This is a genomic window from Nocardia sp. NPDC060249 (assembly GCF_042728755.1).
Classification (GTDB): Bacteria; Actinomycetota; Actinomycetes; order Mycobacteriales; family Mycobacteriaceae; genus Nocardia.
Genome location: NZ_JBHXAQ010000002.1, coordinates 767,021 through 790,591 on the forward strand (window position 1 = coordinate 767,021; position 23,571 = coordinate 790,591).

At 68.3% G+C, this 23,571-nt stretch carries 29 protein-coding genes; 14 read left to right on the forward strand and 15 right to left on the reverse strand.

The annotated features are described in order from the left end of the window. Positions 1–15 precede the first annotated feature (15 nt). The 3 genes from arsB to ACFWFP_RS11250 form a co-directional block, all read right to left on the reverse strand. Positions 16–1,104 carry an ACR3 family arsenite efflux transporter gene (arsB, locus tag ACFWFP_RS11240; protein ID WP_379294602.1) on the reverse strand — a complete coding sequence of 363 codons (1,089 nt, stop codon included), beginning with the start codon at positions 1,102–1,104 and terminating at the stop codon, positions 16–18. Further along, on the reverse strand, positions 1,101–1,472 hold the full coding sequence (locus ACFWFP_RS11245) for an ArsR/SmtB family transcription factor (RefSeq protein ID WP_379294603.1): 372 nt from the start codon (positions 1,470–1,472) through the stop codon (positions 1,101–1,103). The genes arsB and ACFWFP_RS11245 overlap by 4 nt, the downstream gene beginning before the upstream one ends. 72 nt (positions 1,473–1,544) lie before the next feature. Beyond that, entirely contained in the window at positions 1,545–2,063 is a 519-nt protein-coding gene (locus ACFWFP_RS11250; protein WP_379294604.1) for an ArsI/CadI family heavy metal resistance metalloenzyme, read from the reverse strand. A 99-nt stretch (positions 2,064–2,162) separates the two neighbouring features. On the opposite strand from ACFWFP_RS11250, the gene ACFWFP_RS11255 reads away from it, so the two are divergent. Continuing rightward, complete coding sequence (locus tag ACFWFP_RS11255; RefSeq protein ID WP_379294605.1) at positions 2,163–2,522, forward strand: Rv2640c family ArsR-like transcriptional regulator; 360 nt, start codon at positions 2,163–2,165, stop codon at positions 2,520–2,522. Positions 2,523–2,554: 32 nt separating this feature from the next. On the opposite strand, the gene ACFWFP_RS11260 is transcribed toward ACFWFP_RS11255, so the two are convergent. Then, the gene (locus ACFWFP_RS11260) at positions 2,555–2,947 is read right to left on the reverse strand and encodes a PPOX class F420-dependent oxidoreductase (protein WP_379294606.1); all 393 of its coding nucleotides are present in this window, start codon (positions 2,945–2,947) and stop codon (positions 2,555–2,557) included. An 83-nt stretch (positions 2,948–3,030) separates the two neighbouring features. Here ACFWFP_RS11260 and ACFWFP_RS11265 point away from each other — a divergent pair, with 83 nt between their 5' ends. From ACFWFP_RS11265 to ACFWFP_RS11290, 6 genes are all read left to right on the forward strand, one after another. After that, the gene (locus ACFWFP_RS11265; RefSeq protein ID WP_379294607.1) at positions 3,031–3,549 is read left to right on the forward strand and encodes a hypothetical protein; all 519 of its coding nucleotides are present in this window, start codon (positions 3,031–3,033) and stop codon (positions 3,547–3,549) included. A 5-nt stretch (positions 3,550–3,554) separates the two neighbouring features. Further along, a complete protein-coding gene (locus ACFWFP_RS11270) occupies positions 3,555–4,115 on the forward strand; it encodes a TetR family transcriptional regulator (protein ID WP_379294608.1) in 561 nt (186 codons plus the stop codon). 131 nt (positions 4,116–4,246) lie between these two features. Then, positions 4,247–4,399: a hypothetical protein gene (locus tag ACFWFP_RS11275; RefSeq protein ID WP_379294609.1), complete on the forward strand. Its 153-nt coding sequence runs from the start codon at positions 4,247–4,249 to the stop codon at positions 4,397–4,399. Next, positions 4,389–4,868: a CinA family protein gene (locus tag ACFWFP_RS11280; RefSeq protein WP_379294610.1), complete on the forward strand. Its 480-nt coding sequence runs from the start codon at positions 4,389–4,391 to the stop codon at positions 4,866–4,868. The genes ACFWFP_RS11275 and ACFWFP_RS11280 overlap by 11 nt, the downstream gene beginning before the upstream one ends. Continuing rightward, positions 4,865–5,419 carry a type 1 glutamine amidotransferase domain-containing protein gene (locus ACFWFP_RS11285; protein WP_379294611.1) on the forward strand — a complete coding sequence of 185 codons (555 nt, stop codon included), beginning with the start codon at positions 4,865–4,867 and terminating at the stop codon, positions 5,417–5,419. The genes ACFWFP_RS11280 and ACFWFP_RS11285 overlap by 4 nt, the downstream gene beginning before the upstream one ends. A 50-nt stretch (positions 5,420–5,469) precedes the next feature. After that, positions 5,470–6,948 (forward strand): FAD-dependent oxidoreductase, encoded by a 1,479-nt coding sequence (locus ACFWFP_RS11290; RefSeq protein WP_379294612.1) that lies wholly within the window; start codon positions 5,470–5,472, stop codon positions 6,946–6,948. 65 nt (positions 6,949–7,013) lie between these two features. Here the strand turns inward: ACFWFP_RS11290 and ACFWFP_RS11295 are convergent, their stop codons facing one another. Together ACFWFP_RS11295 and ACFWFP_RS11300 are read right to left on the reverse strand one after the other, a co-directional pair. After that, a complete protein-coding gene (locus ACFWFP_RS11295) occupies positions 7,014–7,214 on the reverse strand; it encodes a hypothetical protein (protein ID WP_379294613.1) in 201 nt (66 codons plus the stop codon). Positions 7,215–7,335: 121 nt separating this feature from the next. After that, on the reverse strand, positions 7,336–7,719 hold the full coding sequence (locus ACFWFP_RS11300; RefSeq protein WP_379294614.1) for a DUF1304 domain-containing protein: 384 nt from the start codon (positions 7,717–7,719) through the stop codon (positions 7,336–7,338). Between the two features lie 467 nt (positions 7,720–8,186). On the opposite strand from ACFWFP_RS11300, the gene ACFWFP_RS11305 reads away from it, so the two are divergent. Together ACFWFP_RS11305 and ACFWFP_RS11310 are read left to right on the forward strand one after the other, a co-directional pair. Further along, positions 8,187–8,606, forward strand: a complete 420-nt coding sequence (locus ACFWFP_RS11305; protein ID WP_379294615.1) for a hypothetical protein — start codon at positions 8,187–8,189, stop codon at positions 8,604–8,606. Positions 8,607–8,698: 92 nt separating this feature from the next. Continuing rightward, positions 8,699–9,265, forward strand: coding sequence for a hemerythrin domain-containing protein (locus tag ACFWFP_RS11310; RefSeq protein ID WP_379294616.1), 567 nt, complete (start codon positions 8,699–8,701; stop codon positions 9,263–9,265). Positions 9,266–9,476: 211 nt separating this feature from the next. Here the strand turns inward: ACFWFP_RS11310 and ACFWFP_RS11315 are convergent, their stop codons facing one another. Together ACFWFP_RS11315 and ACFWFP_RS11320 are read right to left on the reverse strand one after the other, a co-directional pair. Further along, positions 9,477–10,016: a DUF6328 family protein gene (locus ACFWFP_RS11315; protein WP_379294617.1), complete on the reverse strand. Its 540-nt coding sequence runs from the start codon at positions 10,014–10,016 to the stop codon at positions 9,477–9,479. Between the two features lie 156 nt (positions 10,017–10,172). Beyond that, entirely contained in the window at positions 10,173–11,264 is a 1,092-nt protein-coding gene (locus ACFWFP_RS11320; protein WP_379294618.1) for an alpha/beta fold hydrolase, read from the reverse strand. 167 nt (positions 11,265–11,431) lie between these two features. Here ACFWFP_RS11320 and ACFWFP_RS11325 point away from each other — a divergent pair, with 167 nt between their 5' ends. Beyond that, positions 11,432–12,829 (forward strand): sensor histidine kinase, encoded by a 1,398-nt coding sequence (locus ACFWFP_RS11325; protein WP_379294619.1) that lies wholly within the window; start codon positions 11,432–11,434, stop codon positions 12,827–12,829. Between the two features lie 23 nt (positions 12,830–12,852). Then, a complete protein-coding gene (locus ACFWFP_RS11330) occupies positions 12,853–13,494 on the forward strand; it encodes a LuxR C-terminal-related transcriptional regulator (RefSeq protein WP_379295124.1) in 642 nt (213 codons plus the stop codon). An 18-nt stretch (positions 13,495–13,512) separates the two neighbouring features. On the opposite strand, the gene ACFWFP_RS11335 is transcribed toward ACFWFP_RS11330, so the two are convergent. From ACFWFP_RS11335 to ACFWFP_RS11365, 7 genes are all read right to left on the reverse strand, one after another. After that, the gene (locus tag ACFWFP_RS11335; RefSeq protein WP_379294620.1) at positions 13,513–14,028 is read right to left on the reverse strand and encodes an SRPBCC family protein; all 516 of its coding nucleotides are present in this window, start codon (positions 14,026–14,028) and stop codon (positions 13,513–13,515) included. Then, the gene (locus tag ACFWFP_RS11340) at positions 14,007–14,660 is read right to left on the reverse strand and encodes a TetR/AcrR family transcriptional regulator (RefSeq protein WP_379294621.1); all 654 of its coding nucleotides are present in this window, start codon (positions 14,658–14,660) and stop codon (positions 14,007–14,009) included. The genes ACFWFP_RS11335 and ACFWFP_RS11340 overlap by 22 nt, the downstream gene beginning before the upstream one ends. Before the next feature lie 17 nt (positions 14,661–14,677). Continuing rightward, positions 14,678–15,574: a 3-hydroxyisobutyrate dehydrogenase gene (gene mmsB / locus ACFWFP_RS11345; protein WP_379294622.1), complete on the reverse strand. Its 897-nt coding sequence runs from the start codon at positions 15,572–15,574 to the stop codon at positions 14,678–14,680. Further along, a complete protein-coding gene (locus ACFWFP_RS11350; RefSeq protein ID WP_379294623.1) occupies positions 15,571–16,641 on the reverse strand; it encodes an enoyl-CoA hydratase/isomerase family protein in 1,071 nt (356 codons plus the stop codon). The genes mmsB and ACFWFP_RS11350 overlap by 4 nt, the downstream gene beginning before the upstream one ends. Further along, positions 16,638–17,777, reverse strand: a complete 1,140-nt coding sequence (locus ACFWFP_RS11355; RefSeq protein ID WP_379294624.1) for an acyl-CoA dehydrogenase family protein — start codon at positions 17,775–17,777, stop codon at positions 16,638–16,640. Before ACFWFP_RS11355 ends, ACFWFP_RS11350 begins: the two co-directional genes overlap by 4 nt. Before the next feature lie 7 nt (positions 17,778–17,784). Further along, on the reverse strand, positions 17,785–19,284 hold the full coding sequence (locus tag ACFWFP_RS11360; RefSeq protein ID WP_379294625.1) for a CoA-acylating methylmalonate-semialdehyde dehydrogenase: 1,500 nt from the start codon (positions 19,282–19,284) through the stop codon (positions 17,785–17,787). A gap of 167 nt (positions 19,285–19,451) precedes the next feature. Continuing rightward, on the reverse strand, positions 19,452–20,069 hold the full coding sequence (locus ACFWFP_RS11365; protein WP_379294626.1) for a TetR/AcrR family transcriptional regulator: 618 nt from the start codon (positions 20,067–20,069) through the stop codon (positions 19,452–19,454). 98 nt (positions 20,070–20,167) lie between these two features. Between ACFWFP_RS11365 and ACFWFP_RS11370 the strand changes: the two genes are divergently transcribed. Genes ACFWFP_RS11370 through ACFWFP_RS11380 form a run of 3 tightly spaced genes read left to right on the forward strand, consistent with a single transcriptional unit; the run spans position 20,168 to position 23,570 of the window. Beyond that, positions 20,168–21,049, forward strand: a complete 882-nt coding sequence (locus ACFWFP_RS11370) for a metal-dependent hydrolase (protein ID WP_379294627.1) — start codon at positions 20,168–20,170, stop codon at positions 21,047–21,049. After that, the gene (locus tag ACFWFP_RS11375) at positions 21,046–22,077 is read left to right on the forward strand and encodes a PDR/VanB family oxidoreductase (protein ID WP_379294628.1); all 1,032 of its coding nucleotides are present in this window, start codon (positions 21,046–21,048) and stop codon (positions 22,075–22,077) included. Before ACFWFP_RS11370 ends, ACFWFP_RS11375 begins: the two co-directional genes overlap by 4 nt. Next, on the forward strand, positions 22,074–23,570 hold the full coding sequence (locus tag ACFWFP_RS11380) for an aldehyde dehydrogenase family protein (protein WP_379295125.1): 1,497 nt from the start codon (positions 22,074–22,076) through the stop codon (positions 23,568–23,570). The genes ACFWFP_RS11375 and ACFWFP_RS11380 overlap by 4 nt, the downstream gene beginning before the upstream one ends. The last annotated feature ends 1 nt before the right edge of the window (position 23,571 follow it).

Sequence of the window (23,571 nt, forward strand, 5' to 3'; positions counted from 1 at the left end):
GGGGGGCAATGCCTTTCAGGTGGCCGAGGCCGACGAAGTGGCGGTGGTGGGCGCGAACCGATTGCGCAAGGCCAGCGAGACATAGACCAACCCGACCAGGACGGGGACCTCGATCAGCGGGCCGACCACCCCGGCGAGCGCCTGACCGGAGGTGACGCCGTAGGTGGCGATCGCCACGGCGATGGCCAGTTCGAAGTTGTTGCCCGCAGCGGTGAACGCCAGCGTGGTGGTGCGTTCATAGCCGAGGCCGAGGGCCGCGCCCATGGCGTAGCCGCCGCCCCACATGATCGCGAAGTAGGCCAGCAGGGGGATCGAGATGCGGACGACGTCGAGCGGATGGGAGGTGATCTGGTCGCCTTGCAGCGCGAAGAGGATCACGATGGTGAACAGCAGACCGTAGAGCGCCCACGGGCCGATCCTGGGCAGGAATGCCGACTCGTACCAGTCGCGACCCTTGGCGCGTTCGCCGAAGCGGCGGGTCAGAAACCCGGCCAGGAGCGGGATTCCCAGGAAGATCAGCACCGATTTCGCGATCTGCCAAGCAGAGACGTCGATACTGGTTTGCTCGAGCCCGAGCCAACCGGGCAGGACCGCGAGGTAGAACCAGCCGAGAACGGCGAACATGACGACCTGGAAAACGGAATTCAGCGCGACGAGGACGGCGGCGGCTTCGCGGTCGCCGCACGCCAGGTCGTTCCAGATGATCACCATCGCGATGCAGCGCGCCAGACCCACGATGATCAAGCCGGTGCGGTACTCGGGCAGGTCGGGCAGCAACAGCCAGGCCAGGGCGAACATCAGCGCTGGGCCCAGGATCCAGTTCAGCACCAGGGAGCTGATCAGGAGTGTGCGGTCGCCGGTGACGGTGTCGAGGCGGTCGTAGCGGACCTTCGCCAGCACCGGATACATCATGATCAACAGCCCGATCGCGATCGGCAGCGAGATGCCGTCGATCTCCACCGCGCTCACCGTGTCGCCGAGACCGGGAATCGTGCGCCCGAGCAGCAGTCCGGCGGCCATCGCGACGCCGATCCAGACCGGCAGGAACCGGTCCAGCGTCGAGAGTTTGCCCACGACAGCCGGGTGGTCGGTCGTGGTGCTCACGCGGTCACCGCTCCCGCCTCGGTCGCGAGCACGTCCGACAGCCGCGCCAGCGCCTGCGGGACAACCCGGTAGTACACCCAGGACGCGCGGCGTTCGCTGGTGAGCAATCCGGCCTCGCGCAGCACCTTCAGGTGGTGCGAGATGGTCGGCTGAGTGACGTCGATGCCGGTGGACAGGTCGCACACGCAGGCCTCACCGCCTGCTCGGGACGCGATCGCCGAGAGCAGCCGCAGCCGGACCGGGTCGGCGAGGGCCTTGAACAGCGCGGCCAGCTCGGCGGCGGTCTCGCCGCTCATCGGTGGGCGGGTGCTGAGTGTGGCCTCACACGCAGGTGAGGCCACACTCAGCGGCAGATCCTGATTCGACATATGTCGATATTGACCGATATCGAATCCATAAAGCAAACGAACATCGAGTGAACTCGCCCGCCGCGGCCAGGATCAGCCGCAGCAGCTCGCACCGGAGGCGACAGCCTTCGACTTGGCGTCGGTACCGCAGCAGGCGCCCTCGGCGTCGGCTTCGGCCGCGGTGCCGCAGCAGACGCCGACCGCTTCGGCATCCGCGAGGGCAAGTTCGGGTGCGGTGCCGAAGGTTTCACTGTCGGCCAGCACCGTGTAAACCTCCCACCGCTCCGCACCCGGCCCGGTCACCCACACCTTGTCCTGGGTGGCGAAGCAACACGTGGTCGCGATCTGCTCCTCGGTGAACAAGCCCGCCTCGGAGAGCCGGGCGATCTCACCGTGGACCCGCTCGGAGGTTTCGACCTCGACGCCGAGGTGATTGAGGGACCCACCCTGACCCGCGTTCTCGATCAGCACGAGCTTGAGCGGGGGCTCGGCGATCGCGAAGTTGGCGTAGCCGGGCTTGCGCTTGGCCGGTTCCGTGTCGAACAGGGTCGAATAGAACCGCACGGCGGTGTCGAGGTCGTCGACGTTGAGGGCCAGCTGGATACGAGACATGATCGAACCTCCACTTGTGTGACATATATCGAAGAACTTGTGGTGCCGAGTCTGCTCACCTTTTCGACATATGTCAATACCGCAGGTAGGGTCGGTGTCATGCCCAAGGCGCTCCCCATGATCGACATGTCCGCCCCCGTCTGCTGCGCCCCCGTCGCGGCGCGGCCCGTCGACGACGCCGCCGCGCTGGAAGTGGCGTTGCGGCTCAAGGCGATCGCCGACCCGGCCAGGGTCAAATTGCTGTCGCTGCTGCTGACCAGCCCACTCGGCGAGGAGAACGGTGGCGAGCTCGCCGCCGCGGTCGGCCTGAGCGAGTCCACGGTCTCGCATCATCTCAGCCAGTTACGCAAGGCGGGCTTGGTGGAGTCCGAGCGGCGCGGGATGAACACGATTCACCGCGCGCGCCGCGACGCACTGTCCGCGCTGTGCACGGTCCTGGATCCGAACTGCTGCACCTAGCGGGGCGCGCACCCGAGTCTCGTCCGCCACCGTCAGCCGTCCAGGCGGATCCGAATTCCCACCATGCGGCCGGTGCCCCCACGCAGCCTGCTGCCCACCAGCCCGATCCGGGCGACCAGCCCGTACTTGCGTTTCATCAACGCGGTGAAGTGCGTACTCGCGTCCGGCGCCAGCACCTCGGCGCAGCCGGGAACCGAGACGCCGAGCGGCTTGCCGCGCCAGTCGCAGGGGGCGACGATCACTCGACTCCCGTTGCGGATCCGCTTCACCTTTCCGGCGTCGGCCGCGCTCCACACCGCCAGCGTTCGGCCGTCGCGCATCACCCAGACCGGCGTGGGGACCGCCGTGCCGTCTCGGCGGAATGTGGTGAGAAGCAGATATTTGCCGGCCGCCAGTTCGCCGAGCACCGCATCGGTGGGTTTCATGGCACCATACTAACTAGTTAGTTAATTGCTGGTCGTCGGAGCCGCCCACCGGAGCGCGCACGTCGCGGGTGAGAGGAATCTGCATGGGGCGATTTGTCGGGACGCTGCTCGCGGGCTTTGCGGTGGGCACCCCCGCGATCCCTGTCGGCCTCTCACTGTCCCTGCCCGGCCCGGTCGCGCTGATCGCGGTACTGCTGGGCGCGGCGTGCTGTGTGGTCTTCGCCGTCTTCGCCATGGAACGCGTTCGGCTCATGTGGAAGTCCTGGCGATTCCGCCGGAATCCGATTGCCGCACAGAATGATTCGACGGCACCGACCGATGGCACATCCGCTGTCGATGCGACCGGCTCGACGACGACCGCGCGCAGCGCCCGGCTCTCCGGCGCCACCGGCCGACGAGCACGGCGAGTCCTCGACCGATACGGCGTGGCGGGCTTCGGCATCGTCGGGCCCGCCCTCTTCGGCACCTGGGGCTCGGCTCTACTCGGTGCGGCGCTGGGCATCCCCCGCCGACCGCTGATCTGCTGGCTGATGATCGGGGTCACCCTGTGGTGCACGGTGCTGCTCGTCGCATCGGACGCAGCCATCGCCGTCTTACGATGACCACCATGTCCCGAGCCGACGCCACCAAGACCCGCATCCTCGCGGCCGCCACCGACGAGTTCGCCACATACGGCATCGCCGGAGCCCGGGTGGACCGGATCGCCAAGTCGGCGGCGGCCAACAAGAACCTCATCTACGTCTACTTCGGCAACAAGGACCAACTCTTCGACGCGGTCTTCGACGCCCATGTCACCCACGGCCTGAACACGGTCCCCTTCACCCCTGTCGACCTCCCCGAGTACGCGGGACGGATTTTCGACTATTGCCTGCGGCACCCCGAGGTCATCCGGCTGGCCACCTGGCACCGTCTGGAGCGTGGCGACCGGGATGACCCGGCCGTCGCAGCGCCTGCGCGCGACGCCAAACTGGACGCGCTTGCCGCGGCGCAGAACCAGGACGGCATCGGCGCCGACTTCTCACCCCCGGCGCTGCTGACGCTTGTGCTGAGCATGGCTCTCGCGTGGAACCCGAGCAACATCACCAGCCTGCCCGCCTGCTCGCCCGACGCCGAGAGCGCCGACGACCGCCGCCGCGCACTCGTCGAAGCCGTGCGCCGCCTCCTGTGAACAGCGCCGGCGGTGCTCGACCACCCGCCTCGAACGGCCGTGCTGTTTAGGAACCGATTTCCGCGGTACGACCACACTGGGCGGTCTCTACAACTGCCGCCGAACCGAATTTCCGGCGCCGAAGGAGGACCATGGGCACTCGCGACATCATCGCTCAACTGCGACAGGACATCACCACGGCCAGTGACGCCGGCGACGACCGCACGGCTCAACGACTGCGCAACGAATTGGCGCAGGCCCTGGAAGAATCCGGCGATCGATCCGCCGACAGCGATGCGGAATGACACCGCGAACCAGCTCGCCGCTCTCGCCGAACGCCACGGATTGACCGTAGCCGTCGCCGAATCCCTGACAGCGGGCCAGGTGGCCGCGGCCCTCGGCGCCGCACCGGATTCGGCGGTGTGGTTTCGAGGCGGGGTCGTCGCCTACGCCACCGAGGTCAAACGGCACGTGCTCGGGGTCCCCGAGGGGCCGGTCGTGTCCGAGACCGCGGCGACGGCGATGGCAGAGGGTGTGCGCTCGCTGATGGACGCCGATATCGCCGTCGCCACCACCGGCGCCGGCGGACCCGACCCCCAAGACGGGGAAGACGCCGGTTCCGTGTGGTTCTGCGTGGTTTCGCGCGGCGACGCACAGGCCAGTCACCGGCAGTACGACGGAGATCCCGCCGAGGTTGTCGACCGTTCGGTGCAATACGCGCTCGAATTGCTGCTGTCGACGGCGAAAACGCTGACCCGAAGGAGTGCACGATGACCCAGCAACCACTGACCGGAAAGCACGTCGCCATCCTGGCCACCGACGGAGTCGAACAGGTCGAACTCGTCCAGCCACGCGCCGCCGTCGAGGACGCGGGCGCCACCACCGCCCTGCTCTCCCTCGACAGCGGTGAGATCCAGGCGATGAACCACGACGTCGAGAAGGGCGATACCTTCCCGGTGGACCGACGCGTCGCCGAAGCCGCCGTCGACGACTTCGACGCGCTCCTGCTCCCGGGCGGCACCACCAACCCCGACAAGCTGCGTCAGGATCCCGCGGCCGTCGCCTTCGTCAAGGAGTTCGCCGCCACCGGCAAACCGATCGGCGTCATCTGCCACGGGCCATGGACCCTCGTCGAAGCCGACGTCGTCCGCGGCCGCACCCTCACCTCCTACCCCAGCGTGCGCACCGACATCCGCAACGCGGGCGGCACCGTGGTCGACCGGGAAGTCGTCACCGACAACGGTCTCGTCTCGAGCCGGAACCCCGCCGATCTGCCCGCCTTCTGCGCCAAGATCGTCGAGGAGTTCGCCGAGGGCAGACACTAGCTTCGGACAGGCGCTCAGTTTCGTTCGGTGTAGCGGGGTATGCGGCCCGCATGACATCGTTTTGGTTCGCAGGCACACCGACACCGGCCCGGCCTCCGCTCGCCGGTGACATCGAGGTCGACACCGTCGTGATCGGTGCCGGGATCGTCGGCCTGACCACCGCCTTGCTCCTGGCCGAGCAGGGCCGCGAGGTCGCCGTCCTCGAGGCACGCCACATCGGTGCCGTGACGACCGGCGCTTCCACCGCGAAGATCTCACTGCTGCAGGGAACGCGCGCGCAGGCGATCGCCCGTCGGCACGGCCTCCGTGTTCTGTCGCAGTATGTGGCCGCGAATCAAGCGGGCTTCGACTGGTTGCTCGACTTCTGTATCGACCATGAGATCGCCACTCAGCGCGTTCCCGCGGTCACCTACGCACAAAATGCCGAGGAGTTCGCGGCGGTCCGCGCCGAGTACGAGGCCACCCGTGCGGTAGGGCTGCCGACTCAGCTGATCGACGAATTCGACGTCCCGTTCCCCACGCACGGCGGTGTCCGGCTCAGGGAGCAGGCGCAGGTCGATCCGGTCGCGGTGGTCACGGCGCTCGCGGCCGACCTCGAGGCGAGCGGCAGCCGGATCTTCGAATCGACTCGCGCACAGCGACTTCGCCGACGCGACGGTGGCGTCGTGATCGGCACCGACCAGGGCGAGGTTTCGGCGGCGAACGCGATCGTGGCCACCGGATCGCCGGTGTTCGAACGGCTCGGCATCGCGGCGCAACTCACGGCCCAGCGGTCCTACCTGGCCGCGTTCCAGGTTCCGGGCCCGATTCCGCAGGAGATGTTCATCAGCGCTGGTCAGCCGACCCGTTCGCTGCGCTGGTGCCCCACCGAGGCCGGCGATGTCCTGCTGGCCGGTGGTAGTGGCCACGACGTCGGCCGCGTCGATTCCGAGGCCGATCAGGTCGCGGAGTTGCTGGACTGGACGAGTCGATGGTTCCCCGGCGCGCGGCTACTCGATCGCTGGTCTGCGCAGGACTACCACCCGATCTCCGAACTGCCCTATGTCGGCGCGGTCCAGCTCGGTGCCGATGAGGTGCGGTGCGCGACCGGTTTCGCCAAGTGGGGCATGACCAACGGCGTCGCCGCCGCGCTCGTGTTGGCAGGCCGGCTGACCGAGCGACAGCCCGCGTGGTCGCGCGCCTACGACGGCTGGCGTACCGGTGCGGTGAAGACACTGGTCGCGGGCGTGCAGGCCAATGCCCCGGTGGCGCGGCACATGTCGACCGGATGGCTGCACCTGGTGGGCGCCGGCGCCGGAACGACGCCGGCCGAAGGAGAGGGCAGGGTCGAACGTCGCGGCGTCCATCCGACCGCGCTGTGCACCGTCGCTGGTGAGACCCACACCGTGTCGGCGGTCTGCACCCATCTGCGCGGCATCCTCAACTGGAACGACGCCGAGAAGACCTGGGACTGTCCCCTGCACGGCTCCCGCTTCGCACCGAACGGCGCGGTGCTGGAGGGCCCAGCGACCGCACCGCTGCCCGACTGATTCGCCAACGCGCGAAGAGGACGAGCACCGCGCGCTCGTGGTGTCGACCTGTGACCGCGAGCCGATCAGGTCAGATCGTCGTCCGTGATTCCGGTGCGCCGACTGGTTTCATCCCTCCCGGGAGTGGGGGTCGGCGCGTCCTGCGGATCGATGCCCGCCGACGCGGACCACTCGCCACGCAACCGCCGTATCGCGGCCTCCTCGCCACCGTTATCGGCGAGCTCGAGGTCGCGACGCCACTGAGCGACGATGTCCAGCGAATCCATTGCTTCTCCTCCTCCGACGATGTGATGACCTGCTCGCGCGGCCGACGGCCGCATCGTCGTGTTACCTCGAAATCCGCGTCCCAAACCGCCGCCCGCCGATATCGGATCTCGCAGGACACGCTCAGAGCCGGGCGATCACCAAGGCGACACCACCGATCAGCGGAGGTACCAACTGGATCAGAGCCGGGCGCGTCTTGTCCGGGGAGGAGGCGAGCAGCACCACGCCGGCAGCCACCATCGAACCGGCCCCGGCCAGCACGAGCGCGAGCCCGATTCCCTTGTCGCCGAACGCGGTGAACCCCATTCCGATCGCCGCCACGACGGCCAGGAAGAGGTTGTAGAACCCCTGATTGAAGGCCATTTCCTTGGTGGCCTCTGCCTCAGCGGCGGATATTCCGAAGGTCGCTCGCGTGCGCGCCGACGTCCACTGCACTGACTCCATCACGAAGATGTAGCCGTGGAGCAGCACAGCGACTCCGGTGAAGATCAACCCGATGACGGTCATCGATCCACCTCGCCTGGTGTACTCCCCTTCTCCGTAGCGATGATGACGCCGATCGGTTCGGCGGACGCGAGTCTGTGAGTCGACAACGTGTATCCCCTTCTCGTCGTGGAAGTGGTACGTCGGAGATGGACCGATCCAGCCTATAGGCGGCAACGTCCAGCGGGGCCGGGCTCGCACCGTTTCGGCGGACATCGCGGAGTGATTGCCACCCCGAACGGCGATTACACCGCCTCAACACCCATCCACGTGTCTGCACGCAGCGAAGTCCGTCGGGATTGCGCTCAACCATGGGAGATGCTGTGAACAGAGAACTCGATGAGATAGCCATCGCGAGCACCGTGAAAGCCGGACACCGTGCGCTGCGGGTACAGATCGCTGATCCTCGACAAGACCACGCGGCACAAGGTTGGCGGTGCACTTACCGCGTCGTCGGCAGCCCCGTTCGTGAAGCGCGCGGACCGGATAGGTTGGCCGCCATCTATGCCGCGTTGATCGACATCTCGGACGCCGCGACGCTCGTCGGCGCGTCGGGCCGCCCCGCCGACTCCGACCACTCGCGAGAACCCGTAGACACTCCCCCCGCGGCAGGCGGCCACACCACATCCGCCGCGAAGGCTCGCGAGTTCGGTCCGCCGTTGGCGGCCAAAGCCGTGCACACCACCGGTGGCCCCGTGGTGATCACACTCGGACGACCCCGCCAAGACCCCGATCGTCGGCACACCTTTCTCTGCCCCTTCCGGATCGACGATCGCACCGAAGCCTTCGGACAGGGGATCGATGAGGTGCGTGCGGTGATCTCGGCGGTCCGCGGTGTGGGCTCCATCCTGGGAATCCCGCTGGACTGGCCCATGCCCGACACCGCCGCGCGGGGCCGCGAGCTGCGCTGACCCGCAAGTCAGCGGCAATGCGTTACCGTCGGCTACCGGCGAAATGCCGGCTGCCCGGCCATCCATGCTGACCTGACAACCAGGGAGGAATCGTGGACATCACCCAGCTGATCCTTGATGACCACCACGAGCAGCGGCGGCTGTTCGCGATCGTGGAACAGATCGATCGGACCGACAGCGCAGCGCTGTCGTCGATCTGGGACAGGCTCGCGGCCTTCCTGGAGCTACACGCGCAGGCCGAAGAGGAGATCTTCTACCCCGCGTTGCTCGAGACGGGCATCGCCGCCAGGCGCACGGGCGCGGTGGAAGACGAGACACTCGACGCCATCCATGATCACAACGAGATCAGAGACGCGGTGGCCGACGTCGCGCGCCATCAAGTGGGCACCGATGACTGGTACGCCGCCGTCGCGGCGGCCAACCTCGCCAACAGCGACCACATGGCAGAGGAAGAACGCGAAGGCCTCACCGAATTCCGCCGGTTGGCCCCCGTACCGCAACGCCATCGGCTGGCCGTCACTTTCGCCGCCTACGAAGCGCGCCACTATGCCGGTGTCCGGCCGGTCGACAAGGATCCCGACAGCTATGTCCGCGCCGTGGAGACGCGGCAGCCACTGGCGAACGGATCGCTCGCCGTGGGCAGTTTGAAGCAGCACTGACCGAAGAGAGGTCGGGAAATCGGCGGTCCTGTTTCGACCGGATGCGCCCGGGTATCGCGCGGTTGTAGATCGAACCACAGACCGCCGCCGGGAACAGGATGGCCGACCTTCTGACCGGCGGGCGGGCGGTTGCCGGGGCTAGTGCGCCCGATTCGGGCGCTGTCCCACACGACGGCCCCGGCAACCGCCAACCACTGTGTCAGCCGCGCAGTCAGGGTTCGGGCGGGTGGGCTCCTTCGGCACCGGGTTGCTGATCGTCGGAGACGCCCCCCGCTGATCGGCGACGTGCGTGCCAAGGTCGAACCAACCAGGTCCCGATGAACAGCGCACCGAACACCACCCCCGCCACCGCCGCCGCGGTAGGGCCCGCCACCACATCGAAGAGCAGCACCGCCACTCCCACCAGCGCGACTCCGAGCAATATCACCCCGATGAGCGCGAGTTGATTCGACGACGAGACCAGCCACGCGAGCCGATGCCGGCGAAACAGCAGCCGATGCGCGGCCACGGGAGCCACCAGCAGCGCGGTCGCGCAGATCGAGGCGGTGAGAACGATCAAGTACAGCACCCGCATCGACGTGCTCAACGATTCGAATCGCGACTGGAACGGCATCACCATCAGAAAGCCGGTGAGCAGTTGAACACCGGTCTGCACAACGCGCAATTCCTGCAGCAATGATGCCCAGTTCCGGTCGAGCCGCTGAATCTCGGTCTCGCCACGAACGCGCTCATTCCAGGAAGAGTCATCCACCACCAGGCCCTCCTGTCTCAGCGCTGCGAATACGGGCCATCATCGCTGGCAATACCCGCTTCGAGCGGCCACAATCCGGAAAATCGCGGTGCGCGGTGGTGAACAGAGGCTGCCCGAACTCGCCCGGCGATACGAGACCGACGAGCTGGTCAGCGCCTAGGTTTCGTCGAGGAATTTCGCGATCTGTTCGATGACGGCGAGTGGTTGCTCCTGCTGGACCCAGTGGCCGGCATCGGGGACCAACAGGGAACCGGTGAATTGCGTGCAGACGAGTTGCGCCATGGTGCGCAAGGCGCCGGGCGATTGCCAGATACCCCAATCACATTGGCCGGCAATGAATTGAGTGGGTACTTCGATACGCGGGTTGCTCGGTGTTTCCGTGGTCGGCAGGGTGAGAGCTCTGTACCAGTTGAGTGGGCCCTGGAATTCTGTGCGAGCGAATTCGCGGGCGTAGAAATTTAGTTCTTCGTCGGTCAGCCAGGCACAGGCGGCCCGTTCCTGCGGTGACGGTAAATGCGGCGCTACCGTTTCCGGCATGCTGACGCCGGCGTCCATGACGTAATACCGCGGCAGGAGAGCCAAGTCGTGCGCGGTCGACCCGGGCAGTTCTCCGGCGTCCGCGTTGCCGGGCCAGTCCGCGCTCTTCATGTGGAAATACGCGCGCAGAAAATCGGTGATCCCTTGCGGGGCGTCAGCGATGTCCGCGGCGCTCGAGGTCCCCGCGAAGTAGTGCTGGTAGTGCCTGCGCGGCGGTGACAGGGCGCGCAGTGCGTCGTCCAGTTCGGCCGAGGACTTGGCGAATCCGGCACCCGAGAACGGCGCGCTCATCATCGTCAACGATCGGACAATACGGGCGTCGGCGAGCGTGGCCCAGCCCGCGACGACAGATCCGAAGTCGTGCCCGACCAGATGCGCCCGGTCATAGCCGAGTGCGCGGACGAGGCTCAGCGCGTCGCGGGCCAGGTTGTCCGTTCGGAAGGACATCAGGTCGGTGAGATCGCCACCCGTCGTTCGGCCGTAGCCACGTTGATCCGGCGCGACCACATGAAATCCTGCGTCGGCCAGCGGCGCCAAGACCTTGCGCCACGAGTACGCCAGTTCGGGGAAACCGTGCAGCAGCAGCACCAACGGACGGCCGGACCGGCTGTGGCCGGATTCGAGGATGTGCACGCGCAACCCGTTGACGTCCTCGACGAAACGAGACCGGACCCCCTCCGCCAGCCCCGGAAAATCGACATCCTGGCCCATAGCGCCCTCCTCCGGCTGCGAATGTGGTTGCGCCGCATTCATACACGGACGCGGGTGATCCGGCCAGCCGGTCCTCGCGCGAACGCGAGAGGGGTGTAGCTCGCCACACCATCGACTCGGTGGACAGCTCGATCGTATTTCCGGGCCGCGACGACAACCATGGAGTCATGACCGAGACACCAGCCGAGCCGACTCTCGTGGTCGACATCGCCGGCGAACCCACCACTGTGCTCGAGACCGCGCGGGACGCACCGCGGCGCCGGACCGGCCCGCTGGCGGCGATCCTGCGCGCGCCGTTCGAGGCCAGGACGTGGAAGGAGCTCGCCTATCTGGTTCTGTCGTTCGTCCTGGGCTGTGTGGCCGTGTGCTACCTGTTCTTCGGGTTCGGCGCCGGGCTGTACGCCTCGATCGTGCTCATCGGCATTCCGCTGCTGGCGGCGGTGCTGCTCGGCGGGCGGGTCTGGGGCCGGATCTACCGGTTCCTCGGGCGCGGGCTGCTCGGCGCCCACGTCGAATCGCCGCCGGATTTCACCAGGTCGAGTGGCCTCTTCGGCTTCCTGAAGAGCGCGTTCACCGATCGGCCGAGCTGGCGGGCGGTGTTGTTCCTGCTCGCACAGTCGGTGCTCGGTGTCGCGGTGGGCTACGTCGCCCTCGTGGTGATCGCGATGGTCGGGTTCACGGCGATCTCCCCCATTCCGTGGGCGCTGTTCGATCCGATGCAGGTGGACGACAACGGCGTGGAGCACCACAGTCTCGCGCAGTTCGGCACGTTCTACATCGACACCTGGCCGCGGGCGCTCGGGCTGGCCGGGATCGGCATCCTGCTGTGCTTCGCGCTGCCGTGGCTGGTCCGGGGAATCTGCTGGGTGCATCGGATGCTGATCGTCCACCTGTTGGCGGCGACACCGCGCGACCGGCAACTGGCAGAACTGCGGGCCAGCAGACGTGCGGCGGTGGACGACGCGACCGCCACCCTGAGCCGGGTCGAGCGCGATCTGCACGACGGCACACAAGCGCGGCTGGTCACCATCGCCATGGCGCTGGGCAGGGCCGAAGAACGCCTGGCCGCGGGCGGCGACGCCCGCGATCTCATCGCCGAAGCGCGCGCCAATTCCAAGGAGGCGCTCACCGAACTGCGCGAACTGGTGCGCGGCATCCATCCACCCGCGCTCGAGCTCGGCCTCGGCCCGGCCCTGGAGACGCTCACCGCCCGCTGCGCGGTGCCGGTCGACCTGCGTGTGCAGATCCTGCGGCGACCGAGCCCGGCCATCGAGGCGATCGCCTACTTCTCCGTCGCCGAGCTGCTCACCAATGTGGTCAAGCACGCGCACGCGAACCGGGTGACGGTGTCGGTGCTGCCCGACAGTCTGCGATCCATCGCGGTCACCGTGCGGGACAACGGAATCGGTGGCGCACCTCGTCCCGGCACGCCGACGGTGACCGGCAGCGGGCTGGCCGGGCTCGCGGCTCGTGCTCTCGCCGTCGACGGCACGCTCACCGTCGACAGTCCCGCCGGTGGGCCTACCGTGGTGACCATGATCCTGCCGAACGAGGGCCCGCAGTGACCGCGGGCGGTGCGCACGCACCCCTGCGGGTGGTGATCGCCGAGGACAGTGCGATCCTGCGCGACGGGCTGGCCGGGCTGCTCACCGAACGCGGACACGAGGTGGTGGCGATGGTCGGCGACGCGACGTCGCTGAGCGAGGTCGTCGACGCCCACCGGCCCGATGTCGCGGTGGTGGATGTGCGGATGCCGCCCAGCTTCACCGACGAGGGCCTGCTGGCCGCCATCGAGCTGCGGCGGAAGTATCCGGATACCGGCGTGCTCGTGTTCTCGCAGTGGATCGAAACCCGGTACGCCACAGAACTTCTCGCCGCCGGAGCCAGCGGCGTCGGCTACCTGCTCAAGGATCGCGTCGCCGATGTCGGCGACTTCGTCGACGCGCTGCACCGGGTCGCCACCGGCGGCACCGCACTCGATCCCGAAGTGGTGAGTCAGCTGATGGGCGCGTCCCGGCAACAGGATTCGCTCGCCCGGCTCACCCCGCGCGAGCGGGAGGTGCTCGAACTGATGGCGCAGGGACTCACCAACAACGCCATCGCCGCTTCGCTCACCGTCACCGAGCGGGCCGTCGAGAAGCACATCGGCAACATCTTCACCAAACTCGATCTGCCGCCGTCGGATACCCGTCATCGCCGGGTGCTGGCGGTGCTGCGGCTCAAGGGATGAACCGCCGACGTCGTGCCCTCAGATGGCAGGGCCGCTGTTCGGCGCCGTCGCGGCGACACTGCCCGCGATGCCCTTGGCGATGGAGCCGGTGATCCGCTCGGTCACCGCGCTCGTCGAGCGCAGCAGCAGTTGCAGTGCGGGCTTGCCCTCCACGGCGAAGGTCCACGTGAGCCGGGTTCCCGTGGCGGTCGGCGTCAGCTCGATGTCCTCGGCGAAGCGACGCAGGCCGGGGATCGAGGCGAAGTCGACGGTAAAGGTCATGCGCCGCTGGTCGTCCCAGCGGTAGAAGCGTTCGGTCAGCGCGGCGATGCGCCCGAGGGTGACGACGCGGCAGGTGCCGACACCGAATGGCCGCGGGGTGATCCACCGCATGCCGGTGACCAGCCCGGACCACGACACCAGTGCGTCGTCGGCGATCAGGGCGGTCCAGACCGCCGACGGCGGCGCAGGGATGTCGATGACGTGGACGTAGCGGTTCGCCGCGCTCGCGAGGAACGCGTCATCGGATTCGGTCAATGCGAAAGCCTGAGCCATGACTGTCCTTGTTCTTCCTGTGGTCGATCGACTGTCGATAATCCGTTCCAGCACAGCGCGGCCGCGGTGTCGACCGCGTCGCTCTTGGCGATCGGCCGCCCGGCTGCCAGCCAGTGACCGGCCGTGAGACGGCTGATACCGACCAGTGCCCAGGCGTGCATCTCGGCCCTGGCCTCGTCCACACCGCCCGCGCGCAGTGCGGCGCTCACCAGGGCAGCGCAGTCGCGCATCGCGGTGCGCACCCGCCATTCGACGGACGGTTCGCTGGGTACCGGCGATTCGAATACCAGCACATACCCGCCGATGTCGTGTTCGACGAAGTCGAAGTAGGACATCACCGCACGACGCACCCGGCGCCGCGGGTCGGTGTCGCGCGCGACGGCGGCCCGGACACCGTCGACCATCCGGTCCAGATTGTGCTGCAGCACAGCCAGATACAGATCGAGTTTGCCCGCGAAGTGGTCGTAGAGCACCGGTTTGCTGATCCCGGACCGCGCGCTGATCTCGTCCATCCGGGCGCCGTGATAGCCGTGCGCGACGAACACGTATTGTGCGGCGACCAGCACCGCCTGCCTGCGGCGGGCCCGCGCGGCGGGCCCCCGCAGACCGAACGGCGACGTGTCGGTTCGCACCTAGATGTCTGCCGCGGTCACCGGTCGGCCTCCGCGGAACGGTCCCGGATGTCGGTGACGATGGCGGAGAAGTCCCGCCCGGCGTCGGTCTGGTTGAACCGCGCGTAGATCGCGGCGGCGAGTTCGCCGAGCTGACCGTCGATCCCGTTGGCCTGCAACGCGTTCGCGGCCAGGGTGAGGTCTTTCGACATCAGCGCGGTGGCGAAGCCGGGCAGGTAATCGTTGTTGGCCGGGCTGGCGGGGACCGGGCCGGGCACCGGGCAGTAGCTGGTCAGCGCCCAGCTCTGGCCGGACGCGGTGGAGACCACGTCGAAGAACGACTGGTGGCTCAGGCCGAGCCGCTCACCGAGCACGAGCGCCTCCGAGAGCCCGATCATGGAGATCCCGAGCAGCATGTTGTTGCAGATCTTGGCGGCCTGGCCGACCCCCGAATCACCGCAGTGCACCACCTTGCCGCCCATCACCGCGAGCACATCGCTCGCCTCGGCGAAGTCGGCGGCCGCGCCACCCACCATGAAGGTGAGGGTGCCCGCGGTGGCACCGGCCACCCCACCGGAGACCGGTGCGTCCAGCGGCCGATGACCGGCCCCCACGGCCTGGGCCGCGGCGGCTTTCGCATCGGCGACGTCGATGGTGGAACAGTCGAGGAACAGGGTGCCCGGCGCGGCGGCGGGCAGCAGCTCGGCGTACACGTCGAGGACGAGTTTGCCGTTGGGCAGCATGGTGATCACCACGTCACGGTGCGCGGCGGCCTCGGCGGCGGTGGTCACCACGGTCGCGCCGTCGGCGCGCGCCTGCTCCTGGGCGGCGGGCACCGGGTCGTAGGCGAGTACGTCATAGCCCGCCCGCACCAGATTCGCCGCCATCGGGCCGCCCATGTGGCCGAGCCCGAGGAAACCGATCGTCTTCGTCATCGCTGTGCCTCCGCTGTCGTCGAACCCAGTTCCGCCGCGCCCAGATCGGCGAAGTACGCCGCCACCTGCTGGTCGGTCACCTCGGCCAGTGTCGCGGGCCGCCACTGGGGATCGCGGTCCTTGTCGATCACCTGGGCACGGATGCCCTCGACCAGGTCGTGGGAGCCGAGCGAGGCGACCGAGACCCGATATTCCTGGTCCAGCACCGCCTCGAGGCTCGGCAGTTCCCGCGCGGCCCGCAACGCGCGCAGCGTGACCTTCAGCGCGACAGGCGATTTCGCGAGCAGCGCGGCAGCGGCCTCGGCCACCTCGGTCGCTTCGCCGGCCTGCAACCGCGCCGCGATCTCCTCGACGGTATCGGCGCTGTAGCACGCGTCGATCCAGCTCTGCTGCGCGAGCAGGTCCGAGGCGGGCGCGGACTCGGCGAACTTCGCGATCGCCGCGTCCACGTCCACGGTGCCCAGCGCGTCGAGCAGCTCAGGGAGCGCGTCGGAAGGCACGTAGTAGTCGGCGAATCCGGCCGCGATCGCGTCGCCCGCCGTCATCCGCGCGGTGGTCAGCGCCACGTGCGTGCCGATCTCGCCGGGCGCGCGCGAGAGCAGGTAGGTGCCGCCGACGTCGGGGACGAAACCGATGCCGACCTCGGGCATCCCGATCTTGGACCGCTCGGTGACGATGCGGTGGCTGCCGTGCCCGGCCAGGCCCACCCCGCCGCCCATCACGATGCCGTCCATGATCACCACATACGGCTTGGGATAGCTGCCGATCAGCGCGTTGAGGTGGTACTCGTCGCGCCAGAACCGCCCGGTCGGCGAATCGGCGCCCGCCGTTCCGCCTTTCGCGTCGGCGTGGATGGCGACGATGTCGCCGCCCGCGCAGAGCCCGCGCTCACCCGCGCCGGTGACCACGACGGCGCGTACCGCGTCGTCGTCGGCCCAGGCGCGCAGCGCGTCGGTGATGGCCAGTGTCATCGCGTGATTGAGGGCGTTGATGGCCTTGGGCCGGTTCAGGGTGATCAGGCCCAGACCGTCACGGACGGCGATCAGCACCTCGGGTTCGTCGGTCATGCTGCTCCGATCAGCGAGCGGGCGACAACCACCCGCATGATTTCGTTGGTGCCCTCGAGGATCTGGTGCACCCGCAGGTCGCGCACGATCTTCTCCAGGCCGTATTCGTGCAGGTAGCCGTAGCCGCCGTGCAATTGCAGTGCCTTGTTGGCCACGTCGAACCCGGTGTCGGTGGCGAATCGCTTCGCCATCGCGCACAGCGACACCTTGTCCGGTGCGTCCGCGTCGAGCGCGGCGGCGGCCCGCCACAGCAACGTCCGCGCCGCCTCCAGTTCGGTGGCCATATCGGCCAGCTCGAACTGTAATGCCTCGTTGCGTACCAAGGGTTTTCCGAAGGCGTGGCGTTCGGTGAGGTAACGAACCGTCCGGTCGAGCGCGGCCTGCGCACCGCCGATCGAGCAGGCGGCGATATTGAGCCGGCCACCGTTGAGGCCGTTCATCGCGATCGAGAAGCCGTCGCCCTCCTCGCCGAGGCGGTTGGCGACCGGCACCCGCGCACCGTCGAGGATCACCTGCCGGGTCGGCTGCGCGTTCCAGCCCATCTTCCGTTCGTTCGGTCCCACCGTCAGACCCGGTGTGTCGGCCGGGACGATCAGCGCCGAGATGCCGCGCGGGCCGTCCCCGCCGGTCCGCACCATCATCACGTACACATCGTTGGCGCCGGCGCCGGAGATGAATTGCTTGGCGCCGCTGAGGATGTAGTCCTCGCCGTCACGAACGGCCTTGGTACTCAGGGCCGCCGCGTCGGACCCGACGCCCGGTTCGGTGAGCGCGTAACTGCCGAGCAGCTCCATCGCGGCCATCCCCGGCACCCACCGGCACCGCTGCTGCTCGGTGCCATAGGCATCGATCATCCAGGTCGCCATGTTGTGGATCGAGATATAGGCCGCTACCGACGGGCACCCGGTCGAGAGCTGTTCGAAGATCCGCACCGCGTCGAGCCTGCGCAGTTCGGAGCCGCCGACGTCGGCGCGCACCGAGATGCCGCCGAGCCCGAGCGGGCCCGCCTTGTGCAGCACGTCGACCGGGAAGTGTTTGCGCTCATCCCAATCCAGCGCGTTGGGCGCGAGGAACTCGTCGGCGAACTGGCGCGCGGTCTCGCCGATCGCGCGCTCGTCCGTATCGAGGGTGAACATCGCCGCCTCAGTCCATCGTCGGGATGACGAACGCGTTGGACTCCTTGAGCCCGGCGGGCCAACGCTGGGTCACCGTCTTGGTCTTGGTGTAGAACCGGATCGAGTCCGGGCCGTGCTGGTTGAGATCGCCGAAGCCGGAGCCCTTCCAGCCGCCGAAGGTGAAGTAGGCGATCGGCACCGGAATCGGCACATTGACCCCGACCATGCCGACCTGCACGCGAGCGGAGAAGTCGCGGGCGGTGTCGCCGTCGCGGGTGAAGATCGCGACGCCGTTGCCGTATTCGTGCTCGTCGACCAGACGCAGCGCCTCTTCGTAGTCGCCCGCGCGCACCACGGTCAGCACCGGGCCGAAGATCTCTTCCTGGTAGATCCGCATGTCGGCGGTGACGTTGTCGAACAAGCTCGCGCCGACGAAGAAGCCGTTCTCGGCGCCGTCGACGGTCAGCCCGCGCCCGTCGACCACCAGCTGCGCGCCCTCGTCGACACCGATCTGGACGTAGTCGTTGACCCGGTTCACCCCGTCGAGCCCGACCAGCGGCCCGAAGTCGGCGCCCGCGTCGTCGGAGCGGCCGACATTGAGCTTGTGCACCCGCTCGGTCAGCTTCGCGACCAGCCGATCGGCGGTCTCCTGTCCGACCGGCACCGCCACCGACAGCGCCATACAGCGCTCACCCGCGGATCCGTACGCCGCGCCGATGAGCTGATCGGCGACGTCGTCGAGGTCGGCGTCGGGCATCACGACGGCGTGGTTCTTGGCACCGCCGAAGCACTGAGCGCGTTTGCCGTTGGCGGTCGCGGTCTCGTAGATGTACTGGGCGATCGGGGTCGAGCCGACGAAACCGACCGCCTTGATCCGCTTGTCGGTCAGGATCGTGTCGACGGCTTCCTTGCCGCCGTTGACCACGTTGAACACACCCGGCGGCAGGCCGGCCTCGAGGAACAGTTCGGCCAGGCGCAGCGGCACCGACGGATCGCGTTCGGACGGCTTGAGCACGAAGGCGTTACCGCAGGCCAGCGCCGGGCCCGCCTTCCACAGCGGGATCATCGCCGGGAAGTTGAACGGCGTGATGCCGGCGACGACGCCCAGCGGCTGACGCATCGAGTACACGTCGATGCCGGTGCCCGCGCTGTCGCTGTACTCGCCCTTGAGCAGGTGCGGGATACCGATGGCGAACTCGATGACCTCGAGGCCGCGCTGGATGTCGCCCTTGGCGTCGGCGATGGTCTTGCCGTGCTCGGAGGACAGCAGCGCGGCCAGGCTGTCCATCTCGTCGTTGACCAGGTTCACGAACTTCATCAGCACCCTGGCGCGCTTCTGCGGGTTGAACGCCGCCCACCCCGGCTGAGCCGCGGCCGCGTTGTCGATCACCGCGGTCACCTCGGCGGTGTCGGCCAGCGGCACCCTGGCCTGTACCTGGCCGAGATTCGGATCGAAGACGTCGCCGAAGGCGCCGGAAGTGCCGGTGACGTGCTTGCCGCCGATGAAGTGCGTGAGTTCGCGAACCATGCCAGTCCTACTCCGTTGATGTCGGGCGCGCGGTGTGCGCAGTTGGAGGGGTTCCAATAGTTGGATGTCCAAGTAATTGGTACCTTCGCAGTGCGCCCGGTGTTTGTCAATGCCGGACCGGAACTATTGACAGGTCGCCAACAGGGTGGCGCACATCGCGAAGCCGGCTACGACCCGGCGACCAGAATCGGGACCACATACGTGCGGGCGAACGCCGCCAGTGCCTGCTCCGAACCGGTGTCGATGGTCCCGACCGGTTGCAGGATCAGCGAGTGCACCACCCGGCAGACCACTTCGACCCGCGCGCTCAGATCCGGAATATCGGGAAACCGACTGTCCTCGAGCACTTTTCGGATGATCTCGGTGGACGTGGCGACCGAGAGCAGGAAGAACGACGCCCCGTCGACGGTGAGCTGGGGCAGCAGGCGGTCGGCCTCCAGCGTGAGCAGCCGCTCGACCAGCGGGTGCGCCCGCCACCGCGTGATCACCGTGGTGAACACGTCGACGACGATGTCGTCGAAGGTGTCGTGGCGCGCCGGGATCTCACCCAGGTCGGCGAGCAGCCTGCGCACCTCCCGTTCGAAGGCCGCGCTCACCACGTCGTCGCGCGAACCGATCCGCCGGTAGACGGTGGCGCGGTCGACGTCGGCCGCCTTGGCGATGTCCTCGATCGTCGTCTTGCGCACGCCCACCCGCTCGAACTGCACGAGGGCGGCATCGAGAATTCGTTCTTCGACGGAGTCGGCGGTGGGCGAATTTCCCGAGGTCGCGGCGGTGGAGAGCACGCTTCGACGGTATCAGGCGCGGCGGGTTCCGATCACAGCCGCAGATCGGATCCGTCTGCAACATTGCGATAGTATTTGTTGCACTGTACGGTTCCGTTATGGCTGATAACGGTGCAACGGCGCGCTCCTATCAGGAACAAGCGCACGCAATTCACGCGCGGGATGTGCATTTCGACTTCTCGTCGGTGCCCCTGCACTACATCCCGGGCGAAGTCCTCGCGACACATGTCACCAACGTGATGCATCTCGTCCTGCCCGAAGGCGAACGGGCGATGGCCACCTGTCTGGCCGAGGCCCTGTCCTATATCGAGGACGAGCGGCTGCGGGAGGAGGTCACCGGGTTCATCGGCCAGGAATCGATGCACGCCAGCAGCCACGAAGGCGCACGACGGCATCTGCAGTCGATCGGGCTCGATGTCGAGTCCTATGTCGCCAAGATCGCCTGGCTGGTCGACCGGATCCTGGGCGACCAGGGCCTCACCGGGCGCGCCAAGGAGCAATGGCTCAAGGAACGGCTCGGCCTGTTCGCCGGGATGGAACACTTCACCGCCGTCATCGGCGAGTGGCTGCTGGAATCGGATGTCCTGGCCGAGCTCGGGATGGACCCGACCATGCTCGACCTGGTGCGCTGGCACGGCGCCGAGGAGGTCGAGCACCGCAGCGTGGTGTTCGACGCCTACATGCACGTCGACGGCGGTTACGCCCGGCGACTGCGCACCGGGCTGCTCGCCAGCGGCACCCTGCTGCCACTGTTCGTCATCTCGACCGCGTACCTGTATCGCCAGGATCCGAGCGAGGACAAGGGCCGCTCCTGGGCCAGGCAGTTCGTGAGCGCGACCGTGCGCGGGGTGATCCCGAGTTTCACCACCTTCGTCACCGAGATGCCCCGCTACCTGCGGCCGGGTTTCCATCCCTCCCAGCTGGGTTCGATGGACAACGCCCTGCGGTACCTGGCGCATTCGCCGGCGGCTCGCGCGTGAACCCTCCCGCGGGTGTCGCGACACCGAGTCTGCGGGCCATCGGTGCCGCCGTCGACATCTACAAGAAGGTTTTCACCCAGCCCGCGCTGTCGCCTCCGCACCCGGTGCGCCACCACGGCTTCGACCTGGACGTGCGGGTGGAAGCGGTGCACGCCGAGGCCACCGACGTGGTGAGCCTGACCCTGGCGGGCACCGAAGGCGGCTACCTGCCGTCGTGGCGGCCCGGATGCCACATCGACGTCTTCCTCGCCTCGGGCCGCCAGCGCCAGTACTCCCTGTGCGGTGATCCGCGCGACCGGCATCGCTACCGGATCGCGGTGCGCCGCCTCGACAACGGCGGCGGCGGATCTCAGGAGATGCACACCCTGCGCGTGGGTGACGTGCTGCGCATCCGCGGTCCACGCAACGCCTTCACCTTCGTCGAGACCGCGCCGTCGTATCTGTTCATCGCCGCGGGCATCGGGATCACCCCGATCCTGCCGATGGCACGTGCGGCAGGCTCCCGCGGTCGACTGGTCTACCTGGGCCGATCGCGCGACACCATGCCGTTTCTCGCGGAGCTCCCGGCAGACACCGAGCTGCGCCCCGACGACGAGTTCGGCACCCCAGACCTGCCCGCGCTGCTCGCCACCGCCGCCCCCGGCGCCGCGATCTACGTATGCGGTCCTCCCCCGGTGCTCGACGCCGCCCAGCGCACCCTGTTCGCGCTGAATCCCACGGCCTCACTGCACACCGAGCTGTTCTCGGCCCGGCCGGTGACCGACGGCAAGGCATTCGACATCACCCTCGCGCGCAGCGGGCACACCGTGCGTGTGGACAGCACCGAGACCGCGCTCGACGCGATCCGGCGGGTGCGACCCGACGCCGTCTACTCCTGCCGACAGGGGTTCTGCGGCAGCTGCAAGACCAAGGTCCTCGCGGGCTCGATCGATCACCGCGACCGGCTGCTGCCCCCGGGCGAGCGCGCCGACCACCTCCTCACCTGCGTGTCCCGTTCCGCCGGTGGCGCACTCACGCTGGACCTCTGACCGCGAAAGGCACGCCTCCCGTGACCACCTCACTCAGCTTCGATGTCCACAGCCCCGCGACCGGCGCCCTGGTCGGTTCCTATCCCAGCCACGACGAGAGCGCCGTCGAGGCCGCCGTCGAACGCGCCCACGGTGCCGCGACCTGGTGGCGCACCCTGGGTTTCGACGAACGCGCCCGTCGTCTCGACCGCTGGCGCGCCGAGATCACCCGCGGCCGTGACGAACTCGCTCGCGTCATGAGCCAGGAGATGGGCAAGCCGCGCTCCGACGCCGCCCTCGAGATCGTGATGGCGCTCGAACACCTGAAATGGGCCGCGCACAACGCGAAAGACGTGCTCGGCCCGCGATCGGTCGCGCCCAGTCTGTTGACGATCAACCAAGCCTGCCGGGTCGAGTACCGCCCCTTCGGTGTGGTCGGAGTGATCGGCCCGTGGAACTACCCGGTGTTCACCCCGCTCGGCTCGATCTCGTTCGCCCTGGCCGCGGGCAACGCGGTGGTGTTCAAACCCAGCGAGTACACCCCGGGAGTCGGTGTCCGGCTCGCCGAGGCGTTCGCCCGCGTCGTCCCCGAACAGCCGGTGCTGCAGGTGATCACCGGCGGCGGTGAGACCGGCGCGGCGCTGTGCCGCAGCCGGGTCGGCAAGATCGGGTTCACCGGTTCCACCGAGACGGGCAAGCGCGTGATGGCCGCCTGCGCGCAGCGGCTCACGCCGGTGCTCATGGAATGCGGCGGCAAGGACGCACTGGTCGTCGACGCCGACGCCGACCTCGGTGCCGCCGCCGACGCCGCGCTGTGGGGCGGCATGGCCAATGCCGGGCAGACCTGCCTCGGGGTGGAACGGGTGTACGTCCACACCGACGTCTACGACACGTTCCTCACCGAACTGCTCGAGCGGGCGCGCGAGCTGCGGGCCGGGCCGGGAACGGCGAAGATCGGTCCGATCACCATGCCCAAGCAGCTGGCCGTGATCCACCGCCACATCGAGGACGCCCTCGCGCGTGGCGGCCGGGCCCTGCTGGGCGGACTCGACGCCATCGAGGGCCAGTTCGTGCAGCCGACCATCCTGGTCGATGTGCCGCACGAGGCCGCGGCGGTCGCCGAGGAGACCTTCGGCCCGACGCTGGTCGTCACCCGGGTCGCGTCCATGGACGAGGCGATCGAGCGGGTCAACGACTCCGAGTACGGACTCGGCGCCACCGTCTTCGCCGGCCGCGACGGCGACGCCATCGCCGACCGGATCGACGCGGGCGCCACCTCGATCAACGCGTTCGTCGCGCACGCCACCATCCCGGCGTTGCCGCTGGGCGGGGTCGGCGCGTCCGGCTTCGGCCGGGTGCACGGACCCGACGGGCTGCGCGAGTTCACCTACGCCAAAGCGACTACGCGGCAACGGTTCGCCTCGCCGCTGGCGCTCACGACATTCACCCGCAGCGCCCGGATCGACACCGTCGTCGATCGCCTGGTGTCGGTGCTGCACGGAAGGATCGGCTGAC

What these genes read in the sequence shown, in the direction of transcription:
- mmsB (WP_379294622.1), bottom strand. Translation starts at nt 15,574, where the DNA reads ATGACGAAGACGATCGGTTTCCTCGGGCTCGGCCACATGGGCGGCCCG.
- ACFWFP_RS11370 (WP_379294627.1), top strand. Translation starts at nt 20,168, where the DNA reads ATGGCTGATAACGGTGCAACGGCGCGCTCCTATCAGGAACAAGCGCAC.
- ACFWFP_RS11265 (WP_379294607.1), top strand. Translation starts at nt 3,031, where the DNA reads ATGGGGCGATTTGTCGGGACGCTGCTCGCGGGCTTTGCGGTGGGCACC.
- ACFWFP_RS11275 (WP_379294609.1), top strand. Translation starts at nt 4,247, where the DNA reads ATGGGCACTCGCGACATCATCGCTCAACTGCGACAGGACATCACCACG.
- ACFWFP_RS11260 (WP_379294606.1), bottom strand. Translation starts at nt 2,947, where the DNA reads ATGAAACCCACCGATGCGGTGCTCGGCGAACTGGCGGCCGGCAAATAT.
- ACFWFP_RS11290 (WP_379294612.1), top strand. Translation starts at nt 5,470, where the DNA reads ATGACATCGTTTTGGTTCGCAGGCACACCGACACCGGCCCGGCCTCCG.
- ACFWFP_RS11245 (WP_379294603.1), bottom strand. Translation starts at nt 1,472, where the DNA reads ATGTCGAATCAGGATCTGCCGCTGAGTGTGGCCTCACCTGCGTGTGAG.
- ACFWFP_RS11285 (WP_379294611.1), top strand. Translation starts at nt 4,865, where the DNA reads ATGACCCAGCAACCACTGACCGGAAAGCACGTCGCCATCCTGGCCACC.
- ACFWFP_RS11360 (WP_379294625.1), bottom strand. Translation starts at nt 19,284, where the DNA reads ATGGTTCGCGAACTCACGCACTTCATCGGCGGCAAGCACGTCACCGGC.
- ACFWFP_RS11295 (WP_379294613.1), bottom strand. Translation starts at nt 7,214, where the DNA reads ATGGATTCGCTGGACATCGTCGCTCAGTGGCGTCGCGACCTCGAGCTC.
- ACFWFP_RS11280 (WP_379294610.1), top strand. Translation starts at nt 4,389, where the DNA reads ATGCGGAATGACACCGCGAACCAGCTCGCCGCTCTCGCCGAACGCCAC.
- ACFWFP_RS11350 (WP_379294623.1), bottom strand. Translation starts at nt 16,641, where the DNA reads ATGACCGACGAACCCGAGGTGCTGATCGCCGTCCGTGACGGTCTGGGC.
- ACFWFP_RS11355 (WP_379294624.1), bottom strand. Translation starts at nt 17,777, where the DNA reads ATGTTCACCCTCGATACGGACGAGCGCGCGATCGGCGAGACCGCGCGC.
- ACFWFP_RS11320 (WP_379294618.1), bottom strand. Translation starts at nt 11,264, where the DNA reads ATGGGCCAGGATGTCGATTTTCCGGGGCTGGCGGAGGGGGTCCGGTCT.
- ACFWFP_RS11255 (WP_379294605.1), top strand. Translation starts at nt 2,163, where the DNA reads ATGCCCAAGGCGCTCCCCATGATCGACATGTCCGCCCCCGTCTGCTGC.
- ACFWFP_RS11325 (WP_379294619.1), top strand. Translation starts at nt 11,432, where the DNA reads ATGACCGAGACACCAGCCGAGCCGACTCTCGTGGTCGACATCGCCGGC.
- ACFWFP_RS11335 (WP_379294620.1), bottom strand. Translation starts at nt 14,028, where the DNA reads ATGGCTCAGGCTTTCGCATTGACCGAATCCGATGACGCGTTCCTCGCG.
- ACFWFP_RS11300 (WP_379294614.1), bottom strand. Translation starts at nt 7,719, where the DNA reads ATGACCGTCATCGGGTTGATCTTCACCGGAGTCGCTGTGCTGCTCCAC.
- ACFWFP_RS11270 (WP_379294608.1), top strand. Translation starts at nt 3,555, where the DNA reads ATGTCCCGAGCCGACGCCACCAAGACCCGCATCCTCGCGGCCGCCACC.
- ACFWFP_RS11250 (WP_379294604.1), bottom strand. Translation starts at nt 2,063, where the DNA reads ATGTCTCGTATCCAGCTGGCCCTCAACGTCGACGACCTCGACACCGCC.